Origin of the sequence: Microbacterium sp. (genome assembly GCF_031179285.1) — a bacterium.
In the GTDB taxonomy this organism is placed as follows: domain Bacteria; phylum Actinomycetota; class Actinomycetes; order Actinomycetales; family Microbacteriaceae; genus Microbacterium.
The window spans coordinates 176,154-202,720 of record NZ_JAPSHY010000001.1; the positions used below are offsets into that span (position 1 = coordinate 176,154).

General features: G+C 67.7%; 29 protein-coding genes and 1 tRNA gene. 18 read left to right on the plus strand and 12 right to left on the minus strand.

Annotated features, from left to right (window positions below):
- Nucleotides 1–14: 14 nt before the first annotated feature.
- Both RIN18_RS00905 and RIN18_RS00910 read right to left on the minus strand, forming a co-directional pair.
- Complete coding sequence (locus RIN18_RS00905) at nucleotides 15–602, minus strand: GNAT family N-acetyltransferase (protein WP_309102049.1); 588 nt, start codon at nucleotides 600–602, stop codon at nucleotides 15–17.
- On the minus strand, nucleotides 583–1,209 hold the full coding sequence (locus RIN18_RS00910) for a class I SAM-dependent methyltransferase (RefSeq protein WP_309102050.1): 627 nt from the start codon (nucleotides 1,207–1,209) through the stop codon (nucleotides 583–585). The genes RIN18_RS00905 and RIN18_RS00910 overlap by 20 nt, the downstream gene beginning before the upstream one ends.
- A gap of 83 nt (nucleotides 1,210–1,292) precedes the next feature.
- Between RIN18_RS00910 and RIN18_RS00915 the strand changes: the two genes are divergently transcribed.
- The gene (locus RIN18_RS00915) at nucleotides 1,293–1,454 is read left to right on the plus strand and encodes a hypothetical protein (protein WP_309102051.1); all 162 of its coding nucleotides are present in this window, start codon (nucleotides 1,293–1,295) and stop codon (nucleotides 1,452–1,454) included.
- 27 nt (nucleotides 1,455–1,481) lie between these two features.
- Here RIN18_RS00915 and RIN18_RS00920 read toward each other — a convergent pair whose 3' ends face one another.
- Entirely contained in the window at nucleotides 1,482–1,853 is a 372-nt protein-coding gene (locus RIN18_RS00920) for a hypothetical protein (protein WP_309102052.1), read from the minus strand.
- 202 nt (nucleotides 1,854–2,055) lie between these two features.
- Between RIN18_RS00920 and RIN18_RS00925 the strand changes: the two genes are divergently transcribed.
- Complete coding sequence (locus RIN18_RS00925; protein WP_309102053.1) at nucleotides 2,056–3,021, plus strand: DNA topoisomerase IB; 966 nt, start codon at nucleotides 2,056–2,058, stop codon at nucleotides 3,019–3,021.
- 83 nt (nucleotides 3,022–3,104) lie between these two features.
- Entirely contained in the window at nucleotides 3,105–5,597 is a 2,493-nt protein-coding gene (gene pepN / locus RIN18_RS00930) for an aminopeptidase N (protein WP_309102054.1), read from the plus strand.
- Here the strand turns inward: pepN and RIN18_RS00935 are convergent, their stop codons facing one another.
- A complete protein-coding gene (locus RIN18_RS00935) occupies nucleotides 5,598–6,236 on the minus strand; it encodes an MBL fold metallo-hydrolase (protein ID WP_309102055.1) in 639 nt (212 codons plus the stop codon).
- 152 nt (nucleotides 6,237–6,388) lie between these two features.
- On the opposite strand from RIN18_RS00935, the gene RIN18_RS00940 reads away from it, so the two are divergent.
- Nucleotides 6,389–6,461: transfer RNA gene (locus RIN18_RS00940), tRNA-Glu, on the plus strand.
- 67 nt (nucleotides 6,462–6,528) lie between these two features.
- Here the strand turns inward: RIN18_RS00940 and RIN18_RS00945 are convergent.
- From RIN18_RS00945 to RIN18_RS00965, 5 genes are all read right to left on the minus strand, one after another.
- Nucleotides 6,529–7,767, minus strand: coding sequence for an MFS transporter (locus RIN18_RS00945; RefSeq protein WP_309102056.1), 1,239 nt, complete (start codon nucleotides 7,765–7,767; stop codon nucleotides 6,529–6,531).
- Entirely contained in the window at nucleotides 7,767–8,315 is a 549-nt protein-coding gene (locus tag RIN18_RS00950; protein WP_309102057.1) for a winged helix-turn-helix domain-containing protein, read from the minus strand. The genes RIN18_RS00945 and RIN18_RS00950 overlap by 1 nt, the downstream gene beginning before the upstream one ends.
- 68 nt (nucleotides 8,316–8,383) lie before the next feature.
- The gene (locus tag RIN18_RS00955) at nucleotides 8,384–9,490 is read right to left on the minus strand and encodes a DUF4349 domain-containing protein (RefSeq protein ID WP_309102058.1); all 1,107 of its coding nucleotides are present in this window, start codon (nucleotides 9,488–9,490) and stop codon (nucleotides 8,384–8,386) included.
- Nucleotides 9,487–10,044: a sigma-70 family RNA polymerase sigma factor gene (locus tag RIN18_RS00960; RefSeq protein ID WP_309102059.1), complete on the minus strand. Its 558-nt coding sequence runs from the start codon at nucleotides 10,042–10,044 to the stop codon at nucleotides 9,487–9,489. Before RIN18_RS00960 ends, RIN18_RS00955 begins: the two co-directional genes overlap by 4 nt.
- Before the next feature lie 59 nt (nucleotides 10,045–10,103).
- Entirely contained in the window at nucleotides 10,104–10,736 is a 633-nt protein-coding gene (locus tag RIN18_RS00965; protein WP_309102060.1) for a TIGR00645 family protein, read from the minus strand.
- A gap of 206 nt (nucleotides 10,737–10,942) precedes the next feature.
- On the opposite strand from RIN18_RS00965, the gene RIN18_RS00970 reads away from it, so the two are divergent.
- From RIN18_RS00970 to RIN18_RS01000, 7 genes are all read left to right on the plus strand, one after another.
- Nucleotides 10,943–11,947, plus strand: coding sequence for a TerC/Alx family metal homeostasis membrane protein (locus RIN18_RS00970; RefSeq protein ID WP_309102061.1), 1,005 nt, complete (start codon nucleotides 10,943–10,945; stop codon nucleotides 11,945–11,947).
- 169 nt (nucleotides 11,948–12,116) lie between these two features.
- The gene (leuC, locus tag RIN18_RS00975) at nucleotides 12,117–13,607 is read left to right on the plus strand and encodes a 3-isopropylmalate dehydratase large subunit (protein ID WP_309102062.1); all 1,491 of its coding nucleotides are present in this window, start codon (nucleotides 12,117–12,119) and stop codon (nucleotides 13,605–13,607) included.
- Between the two features lies 1 nt (nucleotide 13,608).
- The gene (leuD, locus tag RIN18_RS00980) at nucleotides 13,609–14,205 is read left to right on the plus strand and encodes a 3-isopropylmalate dehydratase small subunit (protein ID WP_309102063.1); all 597 of its coding nucleotides are present in this window, start codon (nucleotides 13,609–13,611) and stop codon (nucleotides 14,203–14,205) included.
- A gap of 77 nt (nucleotides 14,206–14,282) precedes the next feature.
- The gene (gene murA, locus RIN18_RS00985; protein WP_309102064.1) at nucleotides 14,283–15,650 is read left to right on the plus strand and encodes a UDP-N-acetylglucosamine 1-carboxyvinyltransferase; all 1,368 of its coding nucleotides are present in this window, start codon (nucleotides 14,283–14,285) and stop codon (nucleotides 15,648–15,650) included.
- Nucleotides 15,651–15,655: 5 nt separating this feature from the next.
- Nucleotides 15,656–16,411 (plus strand): lysophospholipid acyltransferase family protein, encoded by a 756-nt coding sequence (locus RIN18_RS00990; protein ID WP_309102065.1) that lies wholly within the window; start codon nucleotides 15,656–15,658, stop codon nucleotides 16,409–16,411.
- Nucleotides 16,401–17,534, plus strand: coding sequence for an NAD(P)H-dependent glycerol-3-phosphate dehydrogenase (locus tag RIN18_RS00995; protein ID WP_309102066.1), 1,134 nt, complete (start codon nucleotides 16,401–16,403; stop codon nucleotides 17,532–17,534). Before RIN18_RS00990 ends, RIN18_RS00995 begins: the two co-directional genes overlap by 11 nt.
- A complete protein-coding gene (locus RIN18_RS01000) occupies nucleotides 17,440–18,528 on the plus strand; it encodes a D-alanine--D-alanine ligase family protein (protein WP_309102067.1) in 1,089 nt (362 codons plus the stop codon). Before RIN18_RS00995 ends, RIN18_RS01000 begins: the two co-directional genes overlap by 95 nt.
- 18 nt (nucleotides 18,529–18,546) lie before the next feature.
- On the opposite strand, the gene RIN18_RS01005 is transcribed toward RIN18_RS01000, so the two are convergent.
- Together RIN18_RS01005 and RIN18_RS01010 are read right to left on the minus strand one after the other, a co-directional pair.
- Nucleotides 18,547–19,206: a hypothetical protein gene (locus tag RIN18_RS01005; RefSeq protein WP_309102068.1), complete on the minus strand. Its 660-nt coding sequence runs from the start codon at nucleotides 19,204–19,206 to the stop codon at nucleotides 18,547–18,549.
- Nucleotides 19,207–19,232: 26 nt separating this feature from the next.
- Nucleotides 19,233–19,715, minus strand: coding sequence for a DUF3515 family protein (locus RIN18_RS01010; protein WP_309102069.1), 483 nt, complete (start codon nucleotides 19,713–19,715; stop codon nucleotides 19,233–19,235).
- A gap of 23 nt (nucleotides 19,716–19,738) precedes the next feature.
- Here RIN18_RS01010 and thiL point away from each other — a divergent pair, with 23 nt between their 5' ends.
- Complete coding sequence (thiL, locus tag RIN18_RS01015; protein WP_309102070.1) at nucleotides 19,739–20,734, plus strand: thiamine-phosphate kinase; 996 nt, start codon at nucleotides 19,739–19,741, stop codon at nucleotides 20,732–20,734.
- Here the strand turns inward: thiL and rsmD are convergent.
- Complete coding sequence (gene rsmD / locus RIN18_RS01020; protein WP_309102071.1) at nucleotides 20,704–21,327, minus strand: 16S rRNA (guanine(966)-N(2))-methyltransferase RsmD; 624 nt, start codon at nucleotides 21,325–21,327, stop codon at nucleotides 20,704–20,706. The two genes, thiL and rsmD, sit on opposite strands and share 31 nt — an antisense overlap.
- A 59-nt stretch (nucleotides 21,328–21,386) precedes the next feature.
- On the opposite strand from rsmD, the gene RIN18_RS01025 reads away from it, so the two are divergent.
- The 6 genes from RIN18_RS01025 to mutM all read left to right on the plus strand — a co-directional run bounded on the left by RIN18_RS01025 (nucleotide 21,387) and on the right by mutM (nucleotide 26,557).
- Entirely contained in the window at nucleotides 21,387–23,564 is a 2,178-nt protein-coding gene (locus tag RIN18_RS01025) for an ATP-dependent DNA helicase RecG (protein ID WP_309102072.1), read from the plus strand.
- A gap of 31 nt (nucleotides 23,565–23,595) precedes the next feature.
- Nucleotides 23,596–24,093 carry a pantetheine-phosphate adenylyltransferase gene (gene coaD / locus RIN18_RS01030; protein ID WP_309102073.1) on the plus strand — a complete coding sequence of 166 codons (498 nt, stop codon included), beginning with the start codon at nucleotides 23,596–23,598 and terminating at the stop codon, nucleotides 24,091–24,093.
- Nucleotides 24,094–24,170: 77 nt separating this feature from the next.
- Nucleotides 24,171–24,722 carry a YceD family protein gene (locus RIN18_RS01035; RefSeq protein ID WP_309102119.1) on the plus strand — a complete coding sequence of 184 codons (552 nt, stop codon included), beginning with the start codon at nucleotides 24,171–24,173 and terminating at the stop codon, nucleotides 24,720–24,722.
- A gap of 2 nt (nucleotides 24,723–24,724) precedes the next feature.
- The gene (gene rpmF, locus RIN18_RS01040) at nucleotides 24,725–24,934 is read left to right on the plus strand and encodes a 50S ribosomal protein L32 (protein ID WP_309102074.1); all 210 of its coding nucleotides are present in this window, start codon (nucleotides 24,725–24,727) and stop codon (nucleotides 24,932–24,934) included.
- A 17-nt stretch (nucleotides 24,935–24,951) separates the two neighbouring features.
- On the plus strand, nucleotides 24,952–25,644 hold the full coding sequence (gene rnc, locus RIN18_RS01045) for a ribonuclease III (RefSeq protein WP_309102075.1): 693 nt from the start codon (nucleotides 24,952–24,954) through the stop codon (nucleotides 25,642–25,644).
- A complete protein-coding gene (gene mutM / locus RIN18_RS01050) occupies nucleotides 25,637–26,557 on the plus strand; it encodes a bifunctional DNA-formamidopyrimidine glycosylase/DNA-(apurinic or apyrimidinic site) lyase (RefSeq protein ID WP_309102076.1) in 921 nt (306 codons plus the stop codon). The genes rnc and mutM overlap by 8 nt, the downstream gene beginning before the upstream one ends.
- The last annotated feature ends 10 nt before the right edge of the window (nucleotides 26,558–26,567 follow it).

Consider the following 26,567-nt stretch of genomic DNA (forward strand, 5'->3'; position numbering starts at 1 on the left):
GCCTCGGCGAGGTGTTATGAGGGCGGGGGGAGGCGCAGCAGCTGCATGTCGGTCGTTCCCGGCTCCAGGCCCTCGTCGATGAAACCGGAACGTTCAGCGACATGCCGCGCGACCGCGTTGGCCGGACGTGTTCGCACGACGAGGTCGACGCCCGGGGCGACCCGAGGAGCCAGCGTCAGCACACGCTCCATGAGCAACCGCGTCAGTCCGCGTCCCTGAGTCGGCACGGCGAAGCGGAAGTACACGTTCAGAGTCGCCTTCCCGGCTGTCATCCGGTGCTGGATCCCTCCCAGTCCGGCGATGACGCGATGACCGTCGCCGGCTTCCGTGCCCGCCACGCCATCCGGCCATACCTGTGCCGGCACGAGTACCGACCAATAGCCGAATCCGTGGCGTTGCCAGTGTTCGAATATGGGCTCGAGGAACCGTGCGGTGTGGGCACCGTCCGGGTGGACCTCCTGCGGATCGTGCTGGTACACCGCCGGGTCTCGATGCACGGTGAACACGCCAGGAACGTCGCCCGCCGCCGGCCGGCGAAGGAGAGCTCCTCCATCGATCTCGATCCGAGACCACGAGCGCCGATCAGAATCGGCTGTCGCCACGTTCCCCCCCTTCCGTCGCAGGCTTCGTCCACCGCAACAGATACCGATAGTAGAGACCGCGGCGGACCTCGACCCCGGGGAGCAGCCGCTCGGCCGTCTCGCGGATTTCTCTCAGGCCCAGCGACGGACGGGCGACAGGGACACCGACATCACGGGTCTCGCGATGCACAAGCGAGGCGAATCGCACCACAGGCAGAGTCAGCGCGGAGACGGCCCAGTCGACAGGAGAGCGATTCGCCGCGAGACCGACGATGAACAGATCGCCTCCGGGCCGGAGGAGATCGCGCGCCTTGGCGAGAGCCGCTTCGAGATCCATGTGGTGGATGGTGGCGACGAAGGTGATGAGGTCGAACGGTCGAAGAGCGGGATCGAACGAAAGAAAATCCATCGCTTCCAGCGTGACATTCGTCGCATTCGCCAGTCGAGATCGAGCGCGGGCCAGTGTGGCCGGGTGAGGCTCGATCCCTGTCGCCGTGCCCACCAGCGGTGACAACCGCTGCAGCAGAAGGCCATCGCCGGCGCCGACATCGAGCACCTGCCTCCGCCCGTGAGCCAGATCGAGGATTCGCGGGTGATACGCCGTGTTGTGATTCCAATAGCCGTCCACGCACCCATTGTCCCTGGTGCGATCAGCGGCGGTGGCGCATCAAGGGCTGTCGGTGGTGTCGCCCGAAGAGTACGGTCGAGGGCATGTGGACCTTCATCATCATCCTTCTCGTCGCGTGGGCCGTGCTGTCCGTCGTGGGATTCGTCTTCGAGGGACTGTTCTGGCTCGCGGTGATCGGAATCATCCTTTTCCTGGGCACGCTGGTCATCGGCATGATCCGGCAGCGGGGCAACAAGGGACCGTGACCTGGTCGCCTGCACTGGATGCCGGCATCACATGCGCAGCGGCGAGCTCCACTGGATCAGCACGCAGATCACCATGCCGATGAGAGCGATCGCCGCCATCCCGAGAAAGCAGTAAGCCATCGAGCGAAGGCGGCGAGGTCCGGGAGAAGCCGAGAGACGGATGGCGACCATCGCGGCGTACAGTGCCACGACGAGCACGATCGTCACACTCGCGACGACCGCGGCCGAGCGCCCCGTCGCGATGATCCCGATGAGCGGGATCAGGCAGATCACGGCGAACGTCCCGCCGACGAGCAGCCAGATCGTGCCGGGCGACGTGCGCAGAGCAGGCTGATTGCGCACACGGGTCGGGTCCGCGGAAGACTGACCGCGTGAATGCTGCATCCGCTCTCGCACCATCCTGGATCTCCTCCGAACTGTGTCGAGCATCCCGGAGTCGGCGCTTTCGAAGAATGCCCTGGACATCAGGTGCATTCGGGTATAGCAACGCCGTATCACCGGCCCGGGGCGGGGCGCCAGCCCCTTCCGCGGTGCGTCCAGCACGGCGATGGTGGGTTCGGTGATCCGCCCGTCGTGACGCGGGCTGAAGGGAGGGTGCGACATGGCAGCACTGATTCGCGTGGTCCCCGGCGAACCGTCGGGCTTTCGGCGGGTCAGGTCGGGAACCGGATTCCGATACCTCGACGCTGCAGGCCGCACCGTGAGCGAGGGAGACCGTCAGCGCATCCGCGATCTCGCGATCCCGCCGGCGTGGGAGCAGGTGTGGATCGCCGCGGAACCGCTCGCGCACATCCAGGCCGTCGGTACCGATGAAGCGGGGCGACGCCAGTATCTCTACCATCCGCTCTGGCGTGCGCGCCGCGATAAGCGCAAGTTCACCAGGGCTCTTGCGCTCGCCAAGGCTCTCCCGAGCGCGCGGGCGAGAGTGACGCGCGCGCTTCGAGACGGGTCGGATCCGCGCGAGCAGGTGCTGGCCACGGCATTCCGTCTGCTCGACGACGCGGCTCTGCGTATCGGGTCCGAACGCTACCTGGTCAGGCACGGCAGCCGCGGACTCACGACCCTGCGGCGGCATGACGTGAAAGTGGACGGTTCGAACGTCGCGCTGTCATTCCCGGGGAAGAGTGGACAGCGAGCAGCCATCGAGATCACGGACCCCGACCTGGCCGTCGTGCTGGCCGAGTTGGCTTCAGGACCGGGGCGCACTTTCCTGCTGGCATACCGGCGGGGTCGCCGGCGCGTGCGCATCACGCCCGCCGAGGTCAACGCGTACCTGCGCGACGTCACCGGCGGCGCGTTCACCGCCAAGGATTTCCGCACCCTGCACGGCACGATCCTCGCCGCGGACGCCCTCGCCCGAATCGGGCCGTTCGACACTCCCCGCGAACGGCGCCAGGCTGAGCGGCTGGCGGTCCAGGCGACAGCCTCGGCGCTCGGCAACACCATCGCGGTGGCCCGAAGCAGCTATATCGACCCGCGAGTCTTCCGCCAATATGCTCGCGGACGCACGCTCGATCTCACGGTGGCACCGGAGAGCGCGATCCGCCGCCTCCTCGGTGCCGGCTGAATGGACCCGCGCGGTCGCCGCGCGGGTCGCGAAGCCGGGCCGGGCGGCACGGCCTTGCCGCGGGCGCATGACACGATGGAGACATGAACTCCGCCAACCTCTCCAGGGAGGAGACCGCGGCGCGATCCGCGGCGGTCACCCTTTCCCGCGTCCGCGTCGATCTCGACCTCACCGGAGCGCCGGAGCGTGCCCGAACCGGCTTCGCGACCACGACGACCCTCGAGTTCGAGTCCACGACGTCCGAGACGTGGCTCGACTTCATCGGTGAGTCCGTCCACCGTGTCACGGTGAACGGCGCGGAGCATGACGTGAGCTACGACGGGGCGCGCATCGCGCTCACGGGTCTGACACAGCACAACGTCGTGCGCGTCGAGGCGACCGGCCTGTACAGCCGCTCCGGCGAGGGCCTGCATCGATTCCACGACCCCGCAGACGAGCAGACCTATCTCTACACCCAGTACGAGCCCGCCGACGCCCGGCGCGTGATGGCGTGCTTCGAGCAGCCCGACATGAAGGCGTCATACACGTTCGTCGTCGCCGCGCCCGCGGGGTGGGAGGTGCTCTCCAATCAGGCGCCCGCACACGTCGACGCAGGCCTCGGCGTGCAGACCGTGGAGTTCGCGCCCACGCTGCCCATCTCCAGCTACATCACGGCCGTGGCCGCCGGTCCCTACGCGCGCATCGACGGCGAATGGCGCCGCGGCGATCAGACGATCGAGCTCGGTGTCTTCGCGCGTCGCTCGCTTGCGCAGTATCTGGAATCCGACGAGATCCTCGAGGTCACGCGGCAAGGGCTCGACTTCTTCACCGACGCGTTCGCCTACCCGTATCCCTGGGGCAAATACGATCAGCTCTTCGTGCCGGAGTACAACCTCGGCGCGATGGAGAACCCGGGCCTGGTGACCTTCACCGAGGGGTACCTCTCACGCGGCGCGGCGACCGAGGCCCAGCGTGCCGCCCGCACGAACACGATCCTGCATGAGATGGCGCATATGTGGTTCGGTGACCTCGTCACGATGCGATGGTGGGACGACCTGTGGCTGAAGGAGTCCTTCGCCGACTACATGGGCTCGCACGCCTCGGCGGCGGCCACCCGGTTCGCCGATGCGTGGGTGAAGTTCGCCGCGAGCCGCAAATCCTGGGCGTACCAGCAGGATCAGCTCCCGACGACGCATCCCATCGTCGCCGACATCACCGATCTCGAGGCGGCGAAGCTGAACTTCGACGGCATCACCTACGCCAAGGGCGCCGCCGTGCTCAAACAACTGGTGGCCTTCGTCGGCGAGGAAGCGTTCTTCGAGGGCGCGCGTCGGTACTTCGCCGCGCACGCGTTCGGCAACACCACCCTCAGTGACCTCCTCGCGCAGTTGACGGCGGTCTCGGGGCGCGATATGAGCGACTGGTCGCGTGCGTGGCTCGAGACGACCGGGATGTCGACGCTCGCTCTCGAGATCGCCCGCGGCGACAGCGGCGACGGCTCCCTCGTGCAGACCGATCCGCGGCCGCACCGCCTGCGAATCGGGATCTATCGCCGGGTGGACGGCCGCGTCGTCAGGCACGAGCAGATCCCGCTCGACATCAGCGACGAGCGCACTCCGGTCCGAATCCCGGACGCCGATCTCATCCTGCTCAATGACGACGATCTCACCTATGCCAAGGCGAGACTCGACGAGCGCTCGCTCGCCACCGTCGAGGAGTCGCTCTCCGACATCGACGATCCGCTTGCGAGGGCACTGGTGTGGTCTTCGTTGTGGAACGCGACGCGCGACGGCGAGATGGACCCCGTGCGGTATCTCGCCATCGTGCGCCGGCACGCGCGCCGCGAGCCCAACATCGGGCTGCTGACGGGGGTTCTCGCCAACGCCGGATTCGCGACGCGGCATTTCCTCGCCGGCGAGCGCCGCTCCGTGGAGCACCGTTCATGGACTGAAGCCGCGGGGGAGGCTCTGCGATCCGCCGACGCCGGCAGCGACGCGCAGCTCTCCTGGGCGCGCACCCTCGCGACGGCATCCGCCTATGACGATGTGCTGAGCGCTGAGGTGACGGCACTCCTTGCTGGTGTGATTCCCGAGGGACTCGTGATCGACCCTGACCTGAGGTGGCAGCTGCTGACCGCGCTCGTGACCACGGGGCATGCGAGCGCCGATGACGTCGCGGCCGAGCTGGAGCGCGACGACACCGGCACCGGGCGTACGGCGGCACGACGAGCGCTCGCGTCCCGGCCCGACGCGGCGGTTCGCGAGGCAGCGTGGCGAACGGCATGGACCGACACGTCCTTGAGCAACGGCCATCTCGACGCGGAAATCGCGGGATTTCGCGCGGGCGGACGCCGGGACCTCATCGCGCGATTCGACGAGGAGTACTTCTCCCGCATCGATGAGGCGTGGAGAACGCGCAGCATCGAGTTGGCGAGCCGCCTCGTCACCGGGCTGTTCCCGGCGACGGAGTCGCTGACGCTCGTCGACCGGTGGCTCGCGGACAACGAGACGTCACCGGCGGCACTGCGACGACTGATCATCGAGCAGCGGGACCACCTGGCCCGCGACCTCCGAGTCCAGGCGATGCATTCGGAGTGATCAGACGTCCACGCTCTGGCCCGGCTCGAGGTCGTGGAACTCGCCGCCTCCCTGCTCCGTCGCCCACCGCAGCCGGTCGCGATGCATGTTCCTGCCGATGACGGAGAGGGTCATGTCGTGCGTGCCGAAGGCTCGGCGCGGCTTCACGGCGAGCACGAAATCCATCGCGTCACCGATCCGCAGCCAGGGTGCGCCCAGGGGAGCGGCGAGGGTGTCCACCTCCACCCCCTCGGGCACGGCGTACGAGTCGCCGGGGTAGTAGAACCGGTCGTTCACCAGCACGCCGACGTTCTCGATGACCGGCAGCGATGAGTGGATGATCTCGTGCGTTCCTCCGAAGAAGCGCAGCGCGAACCCGCCCGCCTCGGCGGTGTCACCCGGGGCTACGACCGTGATCCCATAACCGTCGGCGGCCCGGGCCATCCCGGAAGGCGCGAAGATCAGGGCATCGGGAACGACCCGAAGGATCCGGTCGAGGTGATCACGAGTCCAGTGGTCGGGATGCTCATGGGTGATGACGATGCCGACGACACCGGCCAGGTCGTCGATGGGCGTGGTGAACGACCCCGGATCGATCAACACGGTCTCGGAGTTCTGGTCGATTCGGAGGCCGGCATGTTCGTACTTGGTCACGCGCATGAGACGAGTCAACCGTCTCATGCGGCACCTCGGCAAACCCCTTGCGGAGCGCCACGCCCGAGTGCACGAGCGCTGCCGCCACGATTTGGCGCACCGAGAATCGTCATGGCATACTTGAACGGTTGTCGCGCGGCGGAAACGCTTCGCAGGACGGCCCCATCGTATAGCGGCCTAGTACGCCGCCCTCTCACGGCGGTAACGCGGGTTCGAATCCCGCTGGGGTCACACAACACACGAAAGCCCTCGGTTCGCCGAGGGCTTTCGTCGTTCCTGCGGACGAGATCGCGGCTCATCACGCCTGCTGTCGCAGCGACAGCGTTCGGAAGGTGCGGTTCCGCAGCGGCAGGATCATGATCGCCGCCATCGCCGCACCGTACAGAGCGAACGGCACCCAGAGGGCGATAGCCGACGCGAGTGCACCGAAGGCCGCCATCGCGAGCGGCATGAGGCAGTCGTCGCCGAGACGGGTGATCGAACTCATCCGCCCGAGGTACGCCGTGTCGACGGTCGCCGCGAAGGTGGAGCTGAGGAGCACCGACGCGAAACCCGCCGTCGCGCCGATGACGAAAGCGGCGGCCGCGACGCCCCAGAACGGGCTGAAGCCGAGGGCGGCGATGCCGGCCCCCTGCACGACGAGCGCCCAGAATCCTGCATACGCCTCACGGTGAGGGCGCCATCTGGCAACCGAGACCGCCCCGAGAGCGGCGCCGAGTCCCAGCAGCGCCTCGAACAGGCCCACCGCGGGAGCTCCCCAATCTTCGTCGCTGGCGCGCAGCGCGAGGCCGATTCCCACGGCGGGACCGACCGCGAGATTCAATCCGGAGAGCGCGATGACGAGGGTTCGCGTGGTCGGTGCGTGACGAAGGTGGGCGAACCCCCGCGAGATGCCGCGCAGCGTCGGCTCCCGATCGGCTCGGGCGAGAGCGAAACGCGGACGCAGCCAGATCGCGATGAAGGCGACCACGAGGGCGAAGGTGAGAGCATTCACCGATGCGCTTCCGGTGAGGCCGAGATGAGCGACGAGCACTCCTCCGGCCGCCGCACCTCCCATCGTGCCGAGCCGCGTCGCCGTCTGTGACACGGCGCTGTACGAGGGCAGATCCGACGGCCGCACCATCTGCCGGCCGATCGTGCTGGCGGACGGTTCGTAGAACGCATCGCACACCCCGAAGGCGATCGCGGCGAACAACAGCACGGCCACCGAGGGTGGTGTGGCGAGGACCCAGAGTGCCACGGCGATGAGCACGACGACGCGCAGTGCGTTGAACAGGATCATGACTCGCCTGGCATTCGCCCGATCGGCGATCACGCCACCGAAGAGCAGGATCATCGCACGCGGCACTGTGCCGGCGGCGATGATGAGACCGGCGACCGCGGGGGAGGCGATCTGCACGGCGGTCCAGGCGAGGGCGATCATCCAGATGGCGTCTCCGGCGTCCGAGAGTGCTTTCACGGCGATCCAGGCGTGAACCGCCGTGTCGCGGCGGAACACCGGGGGCGCGTGAAGCTGACGGGGCTCGATGACCGACATCACGGTTCCGTCGGAAAAGCGTGCGAGAAGAAGAAGACAGGCACCCGGCGCCGGCCGTCGGAATCATCGATCGACGAGCGCCACTCGCTGAGCGTGTCGCGCAGCCGCCGCGACAGCTCCTGAAGCTCCTCCGGGGTTGCCCAGCCGAGGTACTCGGTGTTGAATCCGTCGTACTCGGGCAGCTCGCCTGCGCGATGCCGATGACGCCAGCGCTGCAGCCGGTCGATCTGGGCGCGGATGCCGTTGCGCTCGGCCTCTCGGGCGAGCAGTGCATCCGCTGGTGCCTGGGCGTAGTCGTCTGCGGACCAGCTGAAGCCCTTCCGCGACAGGGTCCACCAGCTGGTGCGCCGATCGCCGTCGGGATCTTCGGCGCGCTCGACCACGCCGGCACGCTCCAGCATCCGCAGGTGGTGGCTGATGCTTCCCACCTGACTGCCGAGCGCCCGCGAGATCCCGGTCACCTGCGACGTCCCGTACAGCAGCAGGTAGTCGAAGATCCGCCGGCGCAGCGGATGATGAACGGCGGTGATCACGGAGATGTCTTCCACGACTGCCACGTTAGGTTCGGCTCGCCGTTTACACAAGCCTTCTTGTATACCCCGGAATTACAAGGTTCTCAGTCGTCGGGACCCATGTGAGGGTTCTCCGAATCGGCGCTCGCCTCGCGGCGGCGACGACGCCGGCTGCGGCGCAGCGCCACGACCACGAGCGCGACGATCGCGGCCACGGCCAGCCACGGGAGGATGAACCCGATTGCGATCACGAGGGCATTCAGAGAGACGACCAGCCCGTTCCATCCGGCGAGCAGCCCGTCGCCGAAGCCGGCGGGGTCGGCCTCGGTCGGCGCTGCGGTCTCGGTGAGCTGCACCTGCAGGCTCGACATCGCGACCTGATCTTCGAGCGCCGCGAGCTGCTGCTCATACGACTCCAGCTGCGCCTGCCTGTCGGTGAGGGCGACTTCGGCCTCGATGAGCTCTGACACGCTGCCGGACTGCGTCATCAGCTCGGTGAGTCGCTGCACCGACGCCCGCGTGGCATCGACGCGAGCTCGAAGATCGATCGCGGTCGACGTCACATCCTGCTTCGAGATCGATGACGAGACCACCTCGCCGGTCTCGTCGAGCGCGTCGATCACCGCGGCGAGGTCCGTCGACGGCACGCGGATGCTGATCCACCCGTAGCCGCCGTCGGTCGGCATCGGTTCGGTCGTTCCATCGACGGCGGCGGACCTGCCGATATTCGTGCTCTCCACGAATCCCCCGTGTTCGTCCGCGAGAGTCGCGATCACGTCCGCAGCCGCACCGATGTCGTCCACCTGCACGGTCGCCTGGGCACTGGCGATGATCTCGCGCGTCGCGCCCTCATCGGTGGCGGTCCGGCCGTCGTCGACTGTGCTGGATGACAGGTCCTGTGCGGACTCCGGTGCCATTTCCTGGCTTCCGCCGCCCTGCGTCGCGATGCTGTATCCATCAGCGATGGTCGACGGCGCGCCCGCGCCGACGACGCCCAGGATCGGCGGGGTGATGAGCACACCGACGACGAAGGCGGCGGCGATCCCCGCTCCCGTGAGCCAGCGACGACGGCGCGTGGTGCCGCGCTCGGCACCGCTGCGTGAGGGTCGACGCTCCGCGGCGATGCGTGCGAACACCGCGCTCTCGATGCGCTCGATCGCCGCATCCGTCATCGGTGGCAACGATGCGTCCGGCTCGATGTTGTCGTTCATGCGTCTCTCGCTTCCTTCACGGCGCCGCGCAACTGCGTGCGCACTCGGGAGAGACGGTTCCGAACGACGGCGTGACTCACGCCCAGCTCTTCCGCGGCGGCCTGGTAGGCGTATCCTTCCGCCGCACACAGCCGGAAGATCTCGCGGTCGAGCGTGCTCAGGGTGCCGATCTCGGCGGTGATCCGGGCAGCGAGGTCGGCGGTGATGACCTGCTCCTCGACGTTCACCGTGCCGGGCACGGTCTCGTCGGCAGCATCGGCGGTGTGCGCCTGATCCTTGCGTCGGCGGCGAAGGCGGTTCGCCGCCTGGAAGCGGCAGATCGTCGCCAGCCACGGCAGGATCGACTCCCCGTGCAGCTGGAGAGCGGGCAGCTTCCGCCACGCGACGACGAACGTCTCCTGGGTGACGTCTTCGGCATCGGCGGACGAGCCGAGGATGCCGTGGGCGATCCAGTAGACCGGACGCACGTGAGCCCGGTACAGCTCACGGAAGGCGCTCTCGTCGCCGTCCGCGGCCTGCGCCGCCCATCTCTGATCACTCGTCTGCACGGGCATCCTGTTCCGTTCGGTGTCTCTCACCCTGGAAGTGTCGACGGATGCCCCATCGTCTCAGATCAGTGCGCAGCGGCGGCGTGCGTCTTCGCCAGCGTCTGCTGGGACATGCGATCGATCCAGGCGAGCGCGACGGCCGACACGATGAAGACCATGTGGATGACGACCTGCCAGAACACGCCGTCCCAGGTGTAGGTCTCGCCGGTGACGCTGTCGCTGTCGCTCACCGGCGCACCGAGATCGCCCACCTCGATGAACGTCTTCAGCAGGTGGATCGAGGAGATGCCGATGATCGCCATGGCGAGTTTCACCTTCAGCACGTTGGCGTTCACGTGCGACAGCCACTCCGGCTGATCCGGATGCCCGTCGGTGTTGATCCGAGAGACGAAGGTCTCGTAGCCGCCGATGATCACCATGATCAGCAGGTTCGCGATCATGACGACGTCGATGAGGCCGAGCACGGCCAGCATGATGGTCGCTTCGTCGATGTGGGTGATGTCGCCGAACACGTCCTCCGCGATGAGGTGCCAGAGCTCCACCATGAACACCACGACGTAGACGACCTGCGCCACGATCAGCCCGAGGTACAACGGCGCCTGCAGCCAGCGGCTGACGAAGATGAGCGAGGCGATCGACCGGGACCAGGAGTTCCCGGGAGCCGCGTCGCGCGGGTCGATGTCGGAGGGGGTGGTCACGGGCTGTCTGTTCGCAGTCACGCCGACCATTTCACCATGCCGCACCGGCTCCGGTAGCATTGCGATGCGAGAGGGAGTATCCCGGATCCGCGCGTTACGTCATCACGAGCATCGACAGAGCTGCTCCGGACGCGCGACGCACCCGACGGTGCGGGGGAGAGACTTTCGGCTCATTTCCGACCCCTCTCGAAAGGTGCAGTGCGCCCTTGGAAATCCCGCTCTGGTTCGAGATCACCTCGATGATCGTGCTCACGATCATCCTGATCGCCGACCTTCTGCTCGTTCGACTCCGCCCGCACATCCCCTCCACCAAGGAATCCACCCTGTGGGTGGTGTTCTACGTGGCCCTCGCTCTGCTCTTCGCCGTGATCCTGGGCAACGTCGGCGGATGGAAGAACTCGGGCGACTTCATCACGGGGTGGGCGCTGGAGTACAGCCTGTCGATCGACAACCTCTTCGTCTTCGTGCTGATCATGGCCCAGTTCGCCGTCCCGAGGCGGCTCCAGCAGCAGGTGCTGATGGTCGGCATCATCATCGCTCTCGTGCTGCGAGGCGCGTTCATCCTCATCGGCGTCGCCATCATCGAGAACTTCTCGCCGATCTTCTACGTCTTCGGTGCCCTGCTCATCTGGACCGCCATCCGCCAGGCGATGCCGGACGGCGACCACGAGGGCGAGGTCAAGCGAGAGAACTTCGTGGTGCGGATGCTGCGCCGCCGCATCGACATCAGCGAGGGCTACGACGGCTCGAAGCTGCGGACCACTGTCGGCGGGAAGCGCATGTGGACGCCGATGGTCATCGTGTTCATCACGATCGGTGTGACCGACCTCATCTTCGCGATCGACTCGATTCCCGCGATCTTCGAGATCACCACCGACGGGTTCCTTGTCTTCGCGGCGAACATCTTCGCGCTGATGGGGCTGCGACAGCTCTACTTCCTCCTCGGCGACCTGCTGGATCGCCTTCGCTACCTGCACTACGGGATCGCCGTCATCCTCGGGTTCATCGGGGTCAAGCTCATCCTCCACGCCCTGCACGTGAACGAACTGCCCTTCATCAACGGTGGCCAGCACGTCGAATGGGTGCCGGACATCGACAACATGGTCTCACTCGGCGTCATCCTGGCGTCGATGACGGTGGCCACCGTCGCCAGCCTCATCGCTTCGTCTCACGAGAAGCGCACCGAGCGCAGGGCATCGATCACCGAGTAGTCAGGGTTGCCCCCGTCGCGAACGGCCGAGCGCCGCTCGCGACGGTGGTAATCTGGCGGCATGCGGTTCGTGATCCTCCTTCTTAGCGGCCGCGACGAGACCTCGTTCTGAGCCCCTCCTCGTCGCGGAGTCCGTCGTGGGCCGTCCCGCCATCCCCAGGAGAAGCGCCATGAACACCACCGCAGACACGTCCGCCCGCCTCCGGACCCTCGCCGAGAAGGTCTGGGATGACCATCTGGTCGTCAAGGGCGAGAACGGCGAGCCGGACCTCATCTACATCGACCTGCACCTGGTGCACGAGGTGACCAGCCCGCAGGCGTTCGACGGCCTGCGCGCCGAAGGGCGCCCGCTCCGCCGGCTCGATCTCACCATCGCCACCGAGGACCACAACACCCCGACGTGGGAGATCGACAAGCCGATCGCCGACCTGACCAGCCGCACGCAGATCGAGACGCTCCGGCGCAATGCCGCGGAGTTCGGCGTCCGGCTGCACTCGCTGGGCGATGCCGAGCAGGGCATCGTGCACGTCGTGGGGCCGCAGCTGGGGCTGACGATGCCGGGCATCACCGTGGTCTGCGGAGATTCGCACACGTCGACCCACGGAGCGTTCGGCGCGATGGCGTTCGGCATCGGCACCAGCGAGGTCGAGCATGTCATGGCCACGCAGACACTGCCGCTGAAGCCCTTCAAGACGATGGCGATCAATGTCGAGGGGACGCTCCGTCCCGGTGTGACGGCGAAGGACATCATCCTGGCGGTCATCGCCAAGATCGGCACCGGCGGGGGGCAGGGCTACGTCCTGGAGTACCGCGGCAGTGCGATCCGCGCACTGTCGATGGAAGGTCGCATGACCATCTGCAACATGTCGATCGAGGCCGGAGCCCGCGCGGGTATGGTCGCCCCGGACGAGACGACTTTCGCGTACCTGGAGGGGCGGCCTCACGCGCCCGAGGGGCAGGACTGGGAGGATGCCGTCGCCTACTGGCGCACCCTTCCCACCGACGAGGGCGCGGTCTTCGACGCCGAGGTGTTCATCGATGCCGATGAGCTGGAGCCGTTCGTGACATGGGGCACCAACCCCGGCCAGGGTAGTTCGCTGTCCGCCGCGGTGCCCGATCCGGCGGACATCGCCGACCCGAACGAGCGCGCTGCCGCCGAGCGGGCGCTGGAGTACATGGCACTGACGCCGGGTACCCCGCTGAAGGACGTCCCCGTCGACGCCGTGTTCATGGGCTCCTGCACGAACAGCCGCATCGAAGACCTTCGGGCCTTCGCGTCGATCATCAAGGGTAAGAAGAAGGCCGACGGCGTGCGGGTGATGGTCGTCCCCGGGTCGGCACGTGTCCGCCTCGAGGCCGAGGCAGAAGGCCTCGACAAGGTGATCACCGATTTCGGTGCGGAATGGCGTTTCGCCGGCTGCTCGATGTGCCTGGGGATGAACCCCGATCAGCTCGCACCGGGGGAGAGGTGCGCCTCGACATCCAACCGCAACTTCGAGGGCAGGCAGGGCAAGGGAGGCCGCACCCACCTCGTCTCACCCCTCGTGGCCGCGGCCACCGCCATCCGCGGGACCCTGTCGAGTCCGAGCGATCTGGAGGCGACTCCGGTGTTCGACCGTCTCGAAGAGCGACTCGACGAATCAGAGCGGGTGGGAGCCTGACATGGAGAAGTTCAGCACGCACACCGGCATCGCGGCACCGCTGAAGCGATCCAACGTCGATACCGATCAGATCATCCCCGCCGTCTTCCTCAAGCGCGTCACGAAGACCGGCTTCGAGGACGCGCTCTTCCACGCCTGGCGGCAGGACCCCGAGTTCGTCCTCAATCAGGAGCCCTTCGAGGGGGCATCGGTTCTCGTGGCGGGTTCCGACTTCGGCACGGGTTCCAGTCGCGAGCACGCCGTCTGGGCGTTGCGCGATTTCGGCTTCAAGGTGGTGCTCAGCCCTCGTTTCGCCGACATCTTCCGGGGCAACTCCGGCAAGCAGGGCCTTCTCGCCGCGACGATCTCTGAGGAGGATCTGGAGCGCATCTGGGCCGAGATCGACGCGAACCCCGGGGTGTCGATCACCGTCGACCTCGAGGCCCGCACCGCGTCGATCGGCAGCATCCAGGCCGCCATCGGGATCGACGATTACACTAGGTGGAGGCTCCTCGAAGGGCTCGATGACATCGGGCTCACACTGCGCAACGAAGACAAGATCGCGCAGTTCGAGGCCCGCCGCGAGTCGTGGCGGCCGCGTACTCTCCCCGTGCAGTGACACGAGGAAGTCGTGAGTCAGGGGCAGCACGCCCCCGCGGCGACCGCCGCAATCCGTGGAATGAAGTGAGGCTCCGAATGACGACACCCGTGCGCGACGCTCTTCCGGACGGAGTCCCCGCTCTCACGGGAGACGTCCTCGCCATCCGAGGAGGACGACCATTGCGCGGCCGGGTCGATGTGAAGGGCGCGAAGAACCTGGCCACCAAGGCCATGGTCGCGTCTCTCCTCGGCGAGACCGTGAGCGTTCTCCGCGATGTGCCGGCCATCAGCGATGTCGCCGTCGTGCGATCGCTGCTCGAGGTGCACGGTGTCAGGGTGAGCGAGGGCGACGAGCCCGGGTCGCTGAGGTTCGACCCGAGTGATGTCGAGTCCGCGCACATGGAGGAGATCGACGCTCACGCCGGCGCCTCCCGTATCCCGATCCTGTTCTGCGGGCCGCTGCTGCACCGCCTCGGCCAGGCGTTCATCCCGGATCTCGGCGGATGCCGCATCGGCGACCGCCCGATCGACTTCCACCTCGACGCGCTGCGCAAGTTCGGCGCCATCGTCGAGAAGCTCCCGAGCGGCATCCGCCTCTCCACCGGCGGTACGCGCCTGCACGGGGCCAACATCCACCTTCCGTATCCGAGCGTCGGCGCCACCGAGCAGGTATTGCTCACCGCCGTCCGCGCCGAGGGCGTCACGGAGCTGCGAAACGCAGCGATCGAGCCCGAGATCATGGACCTCATCGCGGTGCTGCAGAAGATGGGCGCCATCATCTCCTACGAGCCCAACCGGGTCATCGTGATCGAGGGCGTCGAGAAGCTCCGCGGGTATGATCACCGCTCGATCTTCGATCGCAACGAGGCCGCCTCCTGGGCGTCCGCGGCCCTCGCCACGGACGGCGAGATCTTCGTCGGCGGCGCCAAGCAGCAGGAGATGCTGACCTTCCTCAACGTCTTCCGCAAGGCGGGCGGCTGGTTCGACATCCAGGAGGACGGCATCCTGTTCCGCCGCGACGGCGAGCCGAAGCCGGTCGTCGTCGAGACCGATGTGCACCCCGGATTCATGACCGACTGGCAGCAGCCGTTGGTCGTCGCCCTGACGCAGGCACGCGGCCGCTCCGTCGTTCACGAGACGGTCTACGAGAACCGCATGGGCTTCACGGAGGCGCTCGTGAAGATGGGCGCCGACATCGTCGTGCACCCGCAGGGCTTCCAGCACGGACCCCGTCGCGTACCGCGTCGCGATCTCGAGCAGGCGGCAGTGATCACGGGTCCGACGCCGCTGCACGGCGCCGACATCGTCGTGCCGGATCTTCGCGGTGGATACAGTCATGTGATCGCGGCACTGACCGCCCAGGGCGAGTCGAAGGTGTCGGGTGTCGACATCCTCAGCCGCGGATATGAGAAGTTCCTCGCCAAGCTCGACGCGCTCGGCGCCGACTTCGACGTCATCCGGTGACACCGATGGCTTCCCGGTCACCCGAGAAGCGGCGGCCCAGCCTGTTCTGGCCCCTCGCGGCGATCGTCGTCCCTGTGGTGTCGTACCTCGCCAAGGTCCGCGTCATCGGACGTGAGAAGCTCCCGCGCGAGGGCGCGTTCGTGCTCGCCCCCAATCACTACACGGAGTTCGACCCGCTGATCGTCGCTCTGGCCGTCTGGCGGCTCGGACGCGCGCCGCGATTCATGGCCAAGGACAGCCTCTTCCGGATTCCGGTGCTGGGATGGATCCTGCGTTCGACAGGGATGGTGCCGGTCGCGCGTGCGTCTTCCGCATCCGCGGCGAAGCAGACCATGCAGCAATCCCGGCAGCTCGTGGAACACGGCAGGGGAGTGATCGTCTACCCCGAGGGCACGCTCACACGTGATCCCGACCTCTGGCCGATGCGCGGAAAATCCGGAGCGGTGCGTCTGGCTCTCGCCGGCGACATCCCGCTGATCCCGATGGCGCAGTGGGGAACCCAGCACATCATGGGGCGCTACCAGAAGCGCATCAGCTTCTGGCCACCGCGCAAACCGGTGCAGGTGATCATCGGCGACCCGGTCGATCTTTCCGACCTGAAGGGCAGAGCGGGCGACCAGAACGTGCTCAACGAGGCCACGACCCGTCTGATGGACGCCATCACCGCGCTGCTCGAACAGGCCCGTGGTGAGAAGGCGCCCGCGGAGCGCTGGAACCCGGCGACGCACGGCCAGAAGGAGACCGGACGCCTTGACTCCTAAGAGAAACGCGCCCACCGGCCCGAAGGTCGCGGTCGTGGGTTCGGGAAGCTGGGGCACGACATTCGGCAAGATCCTCGCCGACGGCGGTGCCGACGTCACGATGTGGGCCCGCCGCGCCGAACTCGCGCACGAGATCGATGAGGCCAAACGCAACTCGCGCTACCTGCCCGGGATCAACCTGCCCCGGACGATGGCGGCGACGCACGAACTCTCCCTGGCGCTGGCCGGTGCCGAGCAGATCTATCTCTCGGTGCCCAGCCAGTCCCTGCGGGAGAATCTGAAGGCTCTGCGGCCACTTCTGGCGGACTCGAACGCCATCGTGATCAGCCTGATGAAAGGCGTCGAGCGCGGCACCGGCCTGCGAATGAGTCAGGTGATCGAGCAGGAACTGCGGTGCGACCCCGATCGGATCGCGGTCGCTTCAGGGCCGAACCTCGCTCTCGAGATCGCCAAAGAGCAGCCGACCGCCGCGGTGATCTCGTCACGCAGTCAGGAGACGGCGGAGACGATCGCGCGGGCGGCGCGCAACAGCTACTTCCGCACCTTCGTCAACACCGACGTGATCGGCACGGAATTCGGTGGCGTGCTCAAGAACCTCATCGCCGTCGCCATCGGCATCGTCGACGGCGTCGGCTACGGCGAGAACACAAAGGCGTCGATCATCACCCGAGGTCTCGTGGAGATGACAGACTTCGCCGTCGCGAACGGCGCACATCCGGCGACTCTGCAGGGACTGGCGGGACTCGGCGACCTCATCGCCACGTGCCAGTCGCCACTGAGCCGCAACAACACGGCCGGGCGTCTGCTCGGCCAGGGCTACAGCTTCCAGGACGTCGTGAAGCAGATGCAGCAGACGGCCGAGGGGCTCGCCTCCGTCGCGCCGGTGCTGCAGCTCGCGCGCGATTCCGAAGTGCACATGCCCATCGTCGAGCAGGTGAAGATGGTGCTGGACGGGAAGATGGATCCTCGTGACATCGCTCCCCATCTGACGACGGACGATGACACCCCGCAGGGCGAGAGGACCGACCATGGACAAGCAGACGGTGGTGGTGCTCTTCGGCGGGCGCTCCAGCGAGCACTCGATCAGCTCCGCAACGGCGGGCGGGGTTCTCGGCGCGATTGATCGCGAGCGCTACCGGGTCATCCCGGTGGGGATCACGCGCGAGGGGGCTTTCGTGCTCGAAGAGGACCGCCCCGAGAAGTTCCCGCTGGACGCCGAGCATCTACCCGAGGTCGTCGACAACGGCACGCGCGTGCTGTGGCCCGAACCGAGCGGCAACCGCACCCTGCGTGTCGTCGGGACGGACGGCGCCACCGAGTCTCTCGGGGAGATCGACGTCGTGCTGCCGCTTCTGCACGGTATGCATGGAGAAGACGGTGCGATCCAGGGGTACTTCGAGGTGCTGGACATCCCGTACGCCGGGTGCGGTATCACGGACTCGGCGATCTGCCTGGACAAGCACTTCACCAAGCTCGCTCTGACTGCAGCGGGGATAGCCGTCGCACCAGGCATCACCATCCGTCGCTCCCAGTGGTCGGCGGAGCCGGACCGCTGGCGCGAGGACATCGCCCGCCTCGGCCCCGTCGTGTTCGTCAAGCCGACGAGCGCCGGATCCAGCGTCGGGGTCTCGCGTGTCGTCGACGGCGAGGGGCTGGACGATGCACTGGAGGTCGCGTTCGCCGAGTATGACCGGGTGCTGGTCGAGACGCAGGTCGAAGGGAGAGAGATCGAGGTCGGCGTCCTCGCAGGCCGCGGCGGGGCCGCCCCGCGTGCATCGCTCCCGGGCGAGGTCGTGCTCACGACACGCAGCTTCTACGACTTCGAAGGGAAGTATCTGGGTGGCGACGGCGTCGAGATCGTGTGCCCGGCCGACGTCGACGACGTGCTCGTCGACAGGCTGCGGAAGACGGCGGTCAGCGCTTTCGAGGCCGTGGACGGCCGCGGTCTGGCTCGTGTCGACTTCTTCGTCACGCCGGCGGGCGACCTCGTCGTGAACGAGCTCAACACGATGCCGGGCTTCACCCCGATCTCCATGTTCCCGAAGTGCTGGATCGCCTCTGGGCTGAGTTACGGCGAGCTGATCACCGAACTGGTCGAAGCCGGGCTGCAGCGCTGACCGGCGACACTCTCGGAATCAGACCTGAGCGGGCGGGTATCCGGTCCAGCGCTCCTGCGGGTGCTCGAGCGGAGGGATCGGAGCCACAGGGGGCTGCTGCGGAGATGAATCGCCGACGGGGGAGTAGGCAGTCGCGTGGTCGCCGACGGACGGGGAGAAGCCGTGCTCGGCCGTGCCTCCTCGCGAGGTCCGATGGATGAGTGAGACGACGAGAGCTGTCGCCCATCCCCAGCCGAGAGCCCAGGTCGCACCGATGGTGGCGAACTGGTACAGCTGCGGCGCGAAGGAGTCGAGGCGATCCGTGGGGAGCTGCAGGACCCCGATCATGAGCGGCACCCGTACGATGCCCGAGACCCATCCGGCGATGATGATCGCTCCCCATGTGCCGAAGAAGACGGCCGCGGCTCGCCCCGGCAGAGCCGAACGCAGGACGAGTCGGACGAAGAGCCAGGTCAAGCCGACGAGCAGCAGCAGCGCGACCACCATCGAGATCACCGCCAGCGGCCGGATCTGAGGCGTCAGCGCCCAGCCGACCGGATCCTGGAGGAAGAATGTGCGTGGCATGGTCGGCACGCTCGACAGCATCATGAGGAAGTTGATCAGGCCGCTGAGAAGCGCCCCTGCTCCCACCATGATCGCTGCGATGAGGGAAGCCCTGCCTGCGGTGTCACGATTCATGGCCCCGAGTATAGGCCGCGCCCCGTTCACCCCGAGGGCGGCGCCGTGAGCTCGGTGCAGTGCGCTGTGGCGGGGGCGAGGCCCGACTGGATGTTCTTCGCAAGCTCGTCGACCACCGTCGCGAAGTCGAACTCCTCGCCGCGTTTGATGCTGATCTCGACCGCCGGGACCCGACCGTATGTGACCAGTCGCTGTCGTTCCGCCTCCTGATCGAGGACGAGCCAGTCGACGCCGCCGATGGTCGTGCACACCAGCGCAGAAGGGGCAGGGGGTGCCACGCCGCATCGCAGAACGACGCTGGGATCGCCCCACGCGCCCGTCGCCTGAGCGTCGGTCCACACGCGGTCGAGATCGGCGACGCTGTCCGGCAACAGCACCGAGACGTCCGCGCACGCGGGGTCATTCGCGTCGTCGGCGGGCTCGAGGTGCACCGTCGTCGAGCAGCCGGCGACGGTCAGGGACGCGAGGAGCGCGCCCGTCGCGAACGCGAGGCGACGAGATCGGAACATGGTTCCAGGCTACCTTTGACACCATGCCCGCCCGACCTGACGACGACGATCCGCGCCTGGGAGACATCTCCGAAGGGAGGATCCTGCACGCGATCCTCTCGCGCACGGCATCGGCGACGCACGCTCTGCTCGGACCGGGCGACGACGCCGCCGTGATCGCCGCGCCGTCCGGCTCCGTCGTCGCCACGACCGACACGCTCGTGCACGGGCCCGACTTCCGGCTCGCATGGTCCAGCGGCTACGACCTGGGATGGAAGGCCGCGGCGGTGAACCTGGCCGACATCGCGGCGATGGGCGCCAGGCCGACGGCGCTCCTGGTCGCACTCGCTGTTCCCCGCGACCTGCGCCTGTCGTTCGTCGAGCGCCTCGCCGACGGCTTCCGCGAGGCATGCGCGGCGCTCGCACCCGGGTGCGCGGTGGTCGGCGGCGATCTGACCGTCTCGGACGTCCTCACCGTCGCCGTGACCGCGCTCGGAGATCTGGAGGGGCGCGCGGCCGTCACCCGATCGGGTGCGCGACCGGGCGATGTCGTCGCCGTCGCCGGCGAGCTCGGACACGCCGCTCGCGGCCTCGCCATCCTGTTCGGCCGATTCCGAGAGGGCGAGACCCCGGTCGCGGTCGACAGCGCACTGCTCGGCGAGGGGGAGAGGGCGGCGCTTGCTGCGCAGCTGCGGCCATCCCCGCCGATCGGGCTCGGTCCTGTCGCGGCGACCTCCGGCGCGACGGCGATGATGGACATCTCCGACGGACTGGCGCTCGATGCCCGCCGTCTCGCGGAGGCGTCCGATGTGACGATCGCGCTCGACGGCGACCTGCTCGGCGACGACCGTGAGCGCGCTCTCGCGGGCGGCGAGGATCACGCGCTGCTCGCCTCGTTCCCGGAGGGTGTGCTGCCTCCGGGATTTCGCATCGTCGGTACGGTGCTGGCGGCAGGCGAGGAGCGGCTCATCTGCGACGGAGCGCCGGTGGATGTCGAAGGCTGGGACCCTTACCGCGATTGGGACTCGGCGTCCGGCTGATCGTCGCCGCGTTCGCCATCGGGCACGTCGCTGATAGGCGGCGCCGCCCACCAGATCGTGGTGTCGCCGTAGGTGCGCTCTCGGAGCAGCTCGAGGTTCGCAGAGCGGAGGTCCGGAGGCGTGGAGCGTCGGGCGCGCTCCACGATGACCAGCGCATCCGGCGCGAGCAACGGCGTGAGCGCCATCAGGTCGCCATTCATCGCGGCGTCGTCGAGGTCGTACGGCGGATCCGTGAAGACCAGATCGAATGGCCCGGACTCGCGTTGAAGGAAGGTGCGCACCGACGCCTCGTGCACCCGGGCCGTCGGCACGCCGCCGGCCTTCGCCACGATCGCGGCGTTGCGACGCACGGCGGCTGCGGCCGCGCGCGAGCGCTCGACGAGGTCGGCGCTGCGCGCACCCCGGCTCAGCGCCTCCAGCCCCAGCGCGCCGGAGCCGGCGTACAGATCGAGCACGCGCGCACCCGCGATGGCATCCGCGGATTCGAGGGCTCCGAAGAGGGATTCGCGTACCCGGTCACTCGTGGGCCGGGTGCCCGCGTTCGGCACCTCGAGCCGGGAGCCTCGAGCCGCCCCGGCGATGATCCTCGTCACCCGTTCACGATACGACAATCCAGTGGGTCGGTGTCGGCGCCGTTGCCTAGACTCGGAGCATGTCGCTCATGCTCGATTCGTCGCTCGACGACGCGCTCGGCGCCGGGCCCGCAAAGGTTCTCGATCGAGCGTTCGGAATGCGTAGCGTCGGCGATCTGCTCGCGCATTATCCGCGCCGCTATGCGGATCCGGGTGAACTCACGCCCATTCGTGACCTCCCCATCGGCGAGACCGTCACGATCGTCGCCGAGGTGCTGTCCTCGAGCTACCGGCGGATGCGCAACCGCCCCGGCGCGATGGTAGACGTCGTCATCGGAGACGGAATCGGGCGCATGTCGCTGACATTCTTCGCCAAGAATCTCGGCGCCGCGCAATGGCGCGCGAACGAGCTCGCCGTCGGGCGCCGGGGAGTCTTCTCCGGCAGGGTCGGCATGTTCAACAACGTCACCCAGTTCGCGCACCCCGAGTACGAGCTCTTCGAAGACGAGGATGCTGCGCGGCGCAGAGCCGATGCCAGGGCGGCGATCCTGATTCCCATCTACCCGGCGACGGCGAGTTTGCAGACGTGGCAGATCGCCAAACTCGTCGGCCGGGTGCTGGACGGACTGGGCGATGTGCCCGACCCGCTCCCGCCGGCGATCCGAGCCCAGGAGGATCTGCTGTCAGCGCGCGCGGCGCTCGAGCAGATCCACCGGCCCCGCACCCGCAATGACATCGATCCCGCTGTGCGCACACTGCGGATGCACGAGGCGCTCATCCTTCAGACGGCTCTTCTTCAGCAGCGGGATGCCGTGCGCGCCCTCTCCGCGACGGCGCGCCCGTCGAAGCCGGGCGGACTGCTCGAGCGCTTCGACGCCGCACTGCCCTTCACGTTGACGCCCGACCAGCAGTCGGTCGGCGTGCAGATCGCCGCGGACCTCGTGGGATCGTGGCCGATGAACAGGCTTGTGCAGGGGGAGGTCGGCTCGGGAAAGACGCTGGTGGCGCTGCGCGCCATGCTGCAGGTCGCCGAGTCGGGCGGACAGGCGGCCCTCATCGCCCCCACCGAGGTACTCGCCGGCCAGCATCTGCGCTCGATCACGCGGATGCTGGGTCCAGAGCTCTCGCCCCTCGTCATGCCGACGCTCCTCACCGGTCAGCTCGGCGCCAAGGAGCGGCGCAGAGCCGCGCTCCGCGTGGCATCGGGACAGTCGCTCATCGTCGTCGGCACCCACGCGCTGCTGGGCGAGAAGACCACCTTCGCCGATCTCGGGTTGGTCGTCGTCGACGAGCAGCACCGTTTCGGCGTCGAGCAGCGCGAGGCGCTGCGGGCGAAAGGCGCGAGCCCGCATGCCCTCGTGCTGACCGCGACCCCTATTCCGCGCACGGTCGCCATGACAGTCTTCGGCGATCTCGACACATCGGTGATCCGCTCGATGCCCGCCGGACGCGCCGGCATCCAGACGTTCACCGCGCCCCTCGCCGAGCACCCCGGGTGGTTCAACCGGGTCTGGGACCGCGCGGCCGAAGAGATCGCGCAGGGTCGCCAGGTCTTCGCGGTCTGCGCCGCGATCGACACCGCAGCGAAAACCGCCGAAGTCGACGCGGAGCAGGTGGCTCCACCCGCCGACGGGGCGAACGCCCCGCGCTGGGGCGTGGTTCAACTCGACGAGGCGCTGGCCACGCATCCGCGACTCGGTCAGGTGCGACGTGCCGTGCTGCACGGCCGTATGCCGGCGGACGAAAAGGATGCCGTGATGCAGGCATTCGCGAGAGGCGAGATCGATCTGCTCCTGGCCACCACCGTCATCGAGGTGGGGGTCGACGTGCCGAACGCCTCCACGATGATCGTGCTCGATGCCGACCGGTTCGGTGTGTCCCAGCTGCATCAACTGCGTGGTCGCGTCGGCCGTGGCGGCGTCCCCGGTCTGTGTCTGCTGGTCACCGAGGCCGAATCCGGCACGGTCGCCCGGGAACGCGTGGATGCGGTGGCGGCGACACTCGACGGGTTCGCCCTCGCCGAGGTCGACTTGGAGCTGCGGGGCGAGGGCGACGTGCTCGGCGCCGCACAGGCGGGCGTGCGCTCGTCGCTGAAGCTGCTTCGCGTCGTCAAGGACGCCGATCTCATCGTCCGGGCTCGCGAGCTCGGTGAGGCGATCCTCCGCGAGGATCCCGATCTCACCGAGAACCCCGGGCTGCAGACCGCCATCGCGCGGCGGGTGAGTGACGAGGACAGAGCGGCACTGGCGAAGAACTGAGCGGCCTGCGGACGTGCCCTAGGCTGTTTGCATGAGCAGCCGGATCGCCGTCGTCCCGGGTTCCTTCGATCCCCCCACTCTCGGTCACCTCGACGTGATCCGCCGGGCGGCGAAGCTGTACGACGAACTGCACGTGCTCGTCGTTCACAATCCCGGCAAAGAGGCGATGCTGCCGATCGCCCAGCGGCTGTCTCTTCTCGAGCAGTCCATCGCCGAAGACGGCATGGAGGGGGATATCGTCGTCGGATCCTGGAGCATGGGACTCCTCGTCGATTATGCGCGAGATGTGGGCGCCGGCGTTCTCGTCAAGGGCATCCGGTCGCAGATCGACGTCGCCTACGAGTCGCCGATGGCGATCGTGAACAGGCACCTCGCCGACATCGAAACCGTGTTCCTGCTGCCGGATCCATCTCATGCCATGGTGTCCAGCTCGCTGGTGAGGCAGGTCGCTTCGCTGGGCGGTGACATCACGCCGTTCGTTCCGCGATCCGTCGCCGCTTTCCTCGACACCGGCGCCCGCGGGATCTGATCCCTGGACCGCGTCAGGGGCCGCCTCACAGGCCCACTCCGAGGTGGAGCCGGTACGATTGCGGGGTGAGATCCCGACTGAACGGCCCGTTCGTGCTTCCCGTCCGCGACATCGTCCGCAAGCCCGGTGAGATGCGCGAACACAGTTTCACGGTGGCCCTCGCCGAGCAGTGGGGCGAAGGGATCGTCTCCTACGAGGCTGGATCGAAGCTCGACGTCGACGTGCGGCTGGAGTCGGTCCATGAGGGCATCCTCGTCTCGGGAACCGTCGACGCGGAGTACGCCGGTGTGTGCGGAAGATGCCTCACGGACATCGCCCGGCCGGTCGAAGTCGAGTTCCAGGAGCTTTTCGCGTATCCTGGTGAGGAAGAAACTGACTTCGAGGTTCAAGACGACCACGTGGATCTTGAAACTCTTGTCAGGGATGCGACGGTATTGTCGCTTCCATTTCAACCGGTGTGTCAGCCGGACTGCCCGGGTCTCGACCCGAATACGGGCGAGAGGCTGACCGTGAGCGCCGGAGCGGAGCAGGCTGCTCCCATCGATCCCCGATGGAGCGCGCTCCAACAGATCACAGACCAAGGGCGTGCGGCAGAGCGCGGCGCGACCGAGAACACAGAAGAGAGTTAGCCATGGCTGGTAACCCCCCGAAGCGCAAGGTTTCCCGTTCCAACACCCGCTCGCGTCGCGCGCAGTGGAAGGCGGCACCGATCGCCCTCGTCAAGACCGTCGAGAACGGCAAGGTCGTCTACAGCCGCCCGCACCAGGCGAAGGTCGTCACCGACTCGCAGGGCACGGAACTGTTCCTGGAGTACAAGGGCCGCAAGGTCGCCGACGTCTGATCCGCGACCTCAGGATCGTGACAGAGGTCCCCGGGGGGACGAGACCTCTCCCAGCCAAGCTCCGCGTCGATATCGACGCGGAGCTTCTGGAGTTGGCGCTGACCCATCGCTCGTACGCGTATGAGCACGGCGGGATCCCGCACAACGAGCGGCTCGAGTTCCTCGGCGACTCCGTACTCGGCCAGGCTGTCACCGTGATGCTCTTCACCAGGCACCCGGAACTCGACGAGGGCCAGCTCGCCAAACGGCGCGCGAGCGTCGTGTCGACCGTCGCTCTCGCCGAAGTCGCGAGGAGCATCGAGCTCGGAAGCCACCTGCGGCTCGGACGCGGCGAGGAACAGACCGGCGGCCGTGACAAGGACTCGATCCTCGCCGACACCATGGAAGCGGTCATCGGGGCCACGTATCTCTCTGCTGGACCCGACGCGGCAACCGAACTCGTGTTGCGGCTGACCGAGCCACTTCTGGAGGATCCGGAACGGTACGGCGCTGCGATGGACCCGAAGACCAGCCTGCAGGAGCTCGCGGCCAGGACCGGCGCGTCGCCGCCTCACTATTCCGTCGTGTCCAGCGGCCCCGACCACGATCGGCGGTTCACCGCGACGGTGGTCGTCGGCGAGGTGAGCATGACGGGGCAGGGCAGCAGCAAGAAGACGGCGGAGATGGCGGCCGCGCTCAGCGCGTGGCGCATGCTCAGCGAACATGCCTGAGCTGCCCGAAGTCGAGGTTGTCCGCGCCGGCCTCGCGCCCGCCGCCGTCGGTTCTCGGATCCGTGCGGTCGATGTCCTCGACGATCGCGCACTGACCCGGCACTCCGCGGGAGCGGCCGACTTCGTCGCCCGCCTCGAGGGACGTGTCTTCACGGCAGCCGCGCGACGAGGAAAGTTCCTCTGGCTCCCGCTCGACATCGCGGACACCGCCCTGATCGCGCACCTCGGCATGAGCGGGCAGCTGCTGCTGCGCACTCCGGACGCCCCGGCCGAGCGCCACGAGCGCGTCAGGATGCACCTCGAGCATCCCCAGCACGGCGACCTCGTGATCGTGTTCGCCGATCAGCGCACCTTCGGCTCCCTTGCCGTGGATTCCCTCGTCCCCGATGCCGGTTCGCTCATCCCGTCGCAGGTGACCCACATCGCTCGCGACCCGCTGGACCCGTCTTTCGATGATCGCGCTTTCATCGAGTCGGTCCGTCGCCGTTCGAGTGCGATCAAGCGCGTGCTGCTCGATCAGGCCATCGTCAGCGGCATCGGCAACATCTACGCCGACGAATCGCTCTGGGCCGCACGCATCCATCCGGAGACGTCGTCGCATCATCTGACGCGCGCCGCGGTGCGGCGACTGCTGGTCGAGGTGAGAGCGGTGCTCGAGAAGGCACTCGCCGAAGGCGGCACGAGCTTCGACGCACAGTATGTGAACGTCAACGGCCAGGCCGGCTACTTCGCGCATTCGCTGAACGCCTATGGGCGCGGTGGGAAGCCGTGTCCCCGATGCGGGACGCCGATCCGGCGTGTCGCCTTCACGAACCGGTCCAGTCATTTCTGCCCCCGATGCCAGAGGCTGCGCGCAGCTGCCTCACCGGCACCTCGCCCCGAGGGCGACGAGATGCCGGTGAGCGCGTCATAGCTGTGGGCCC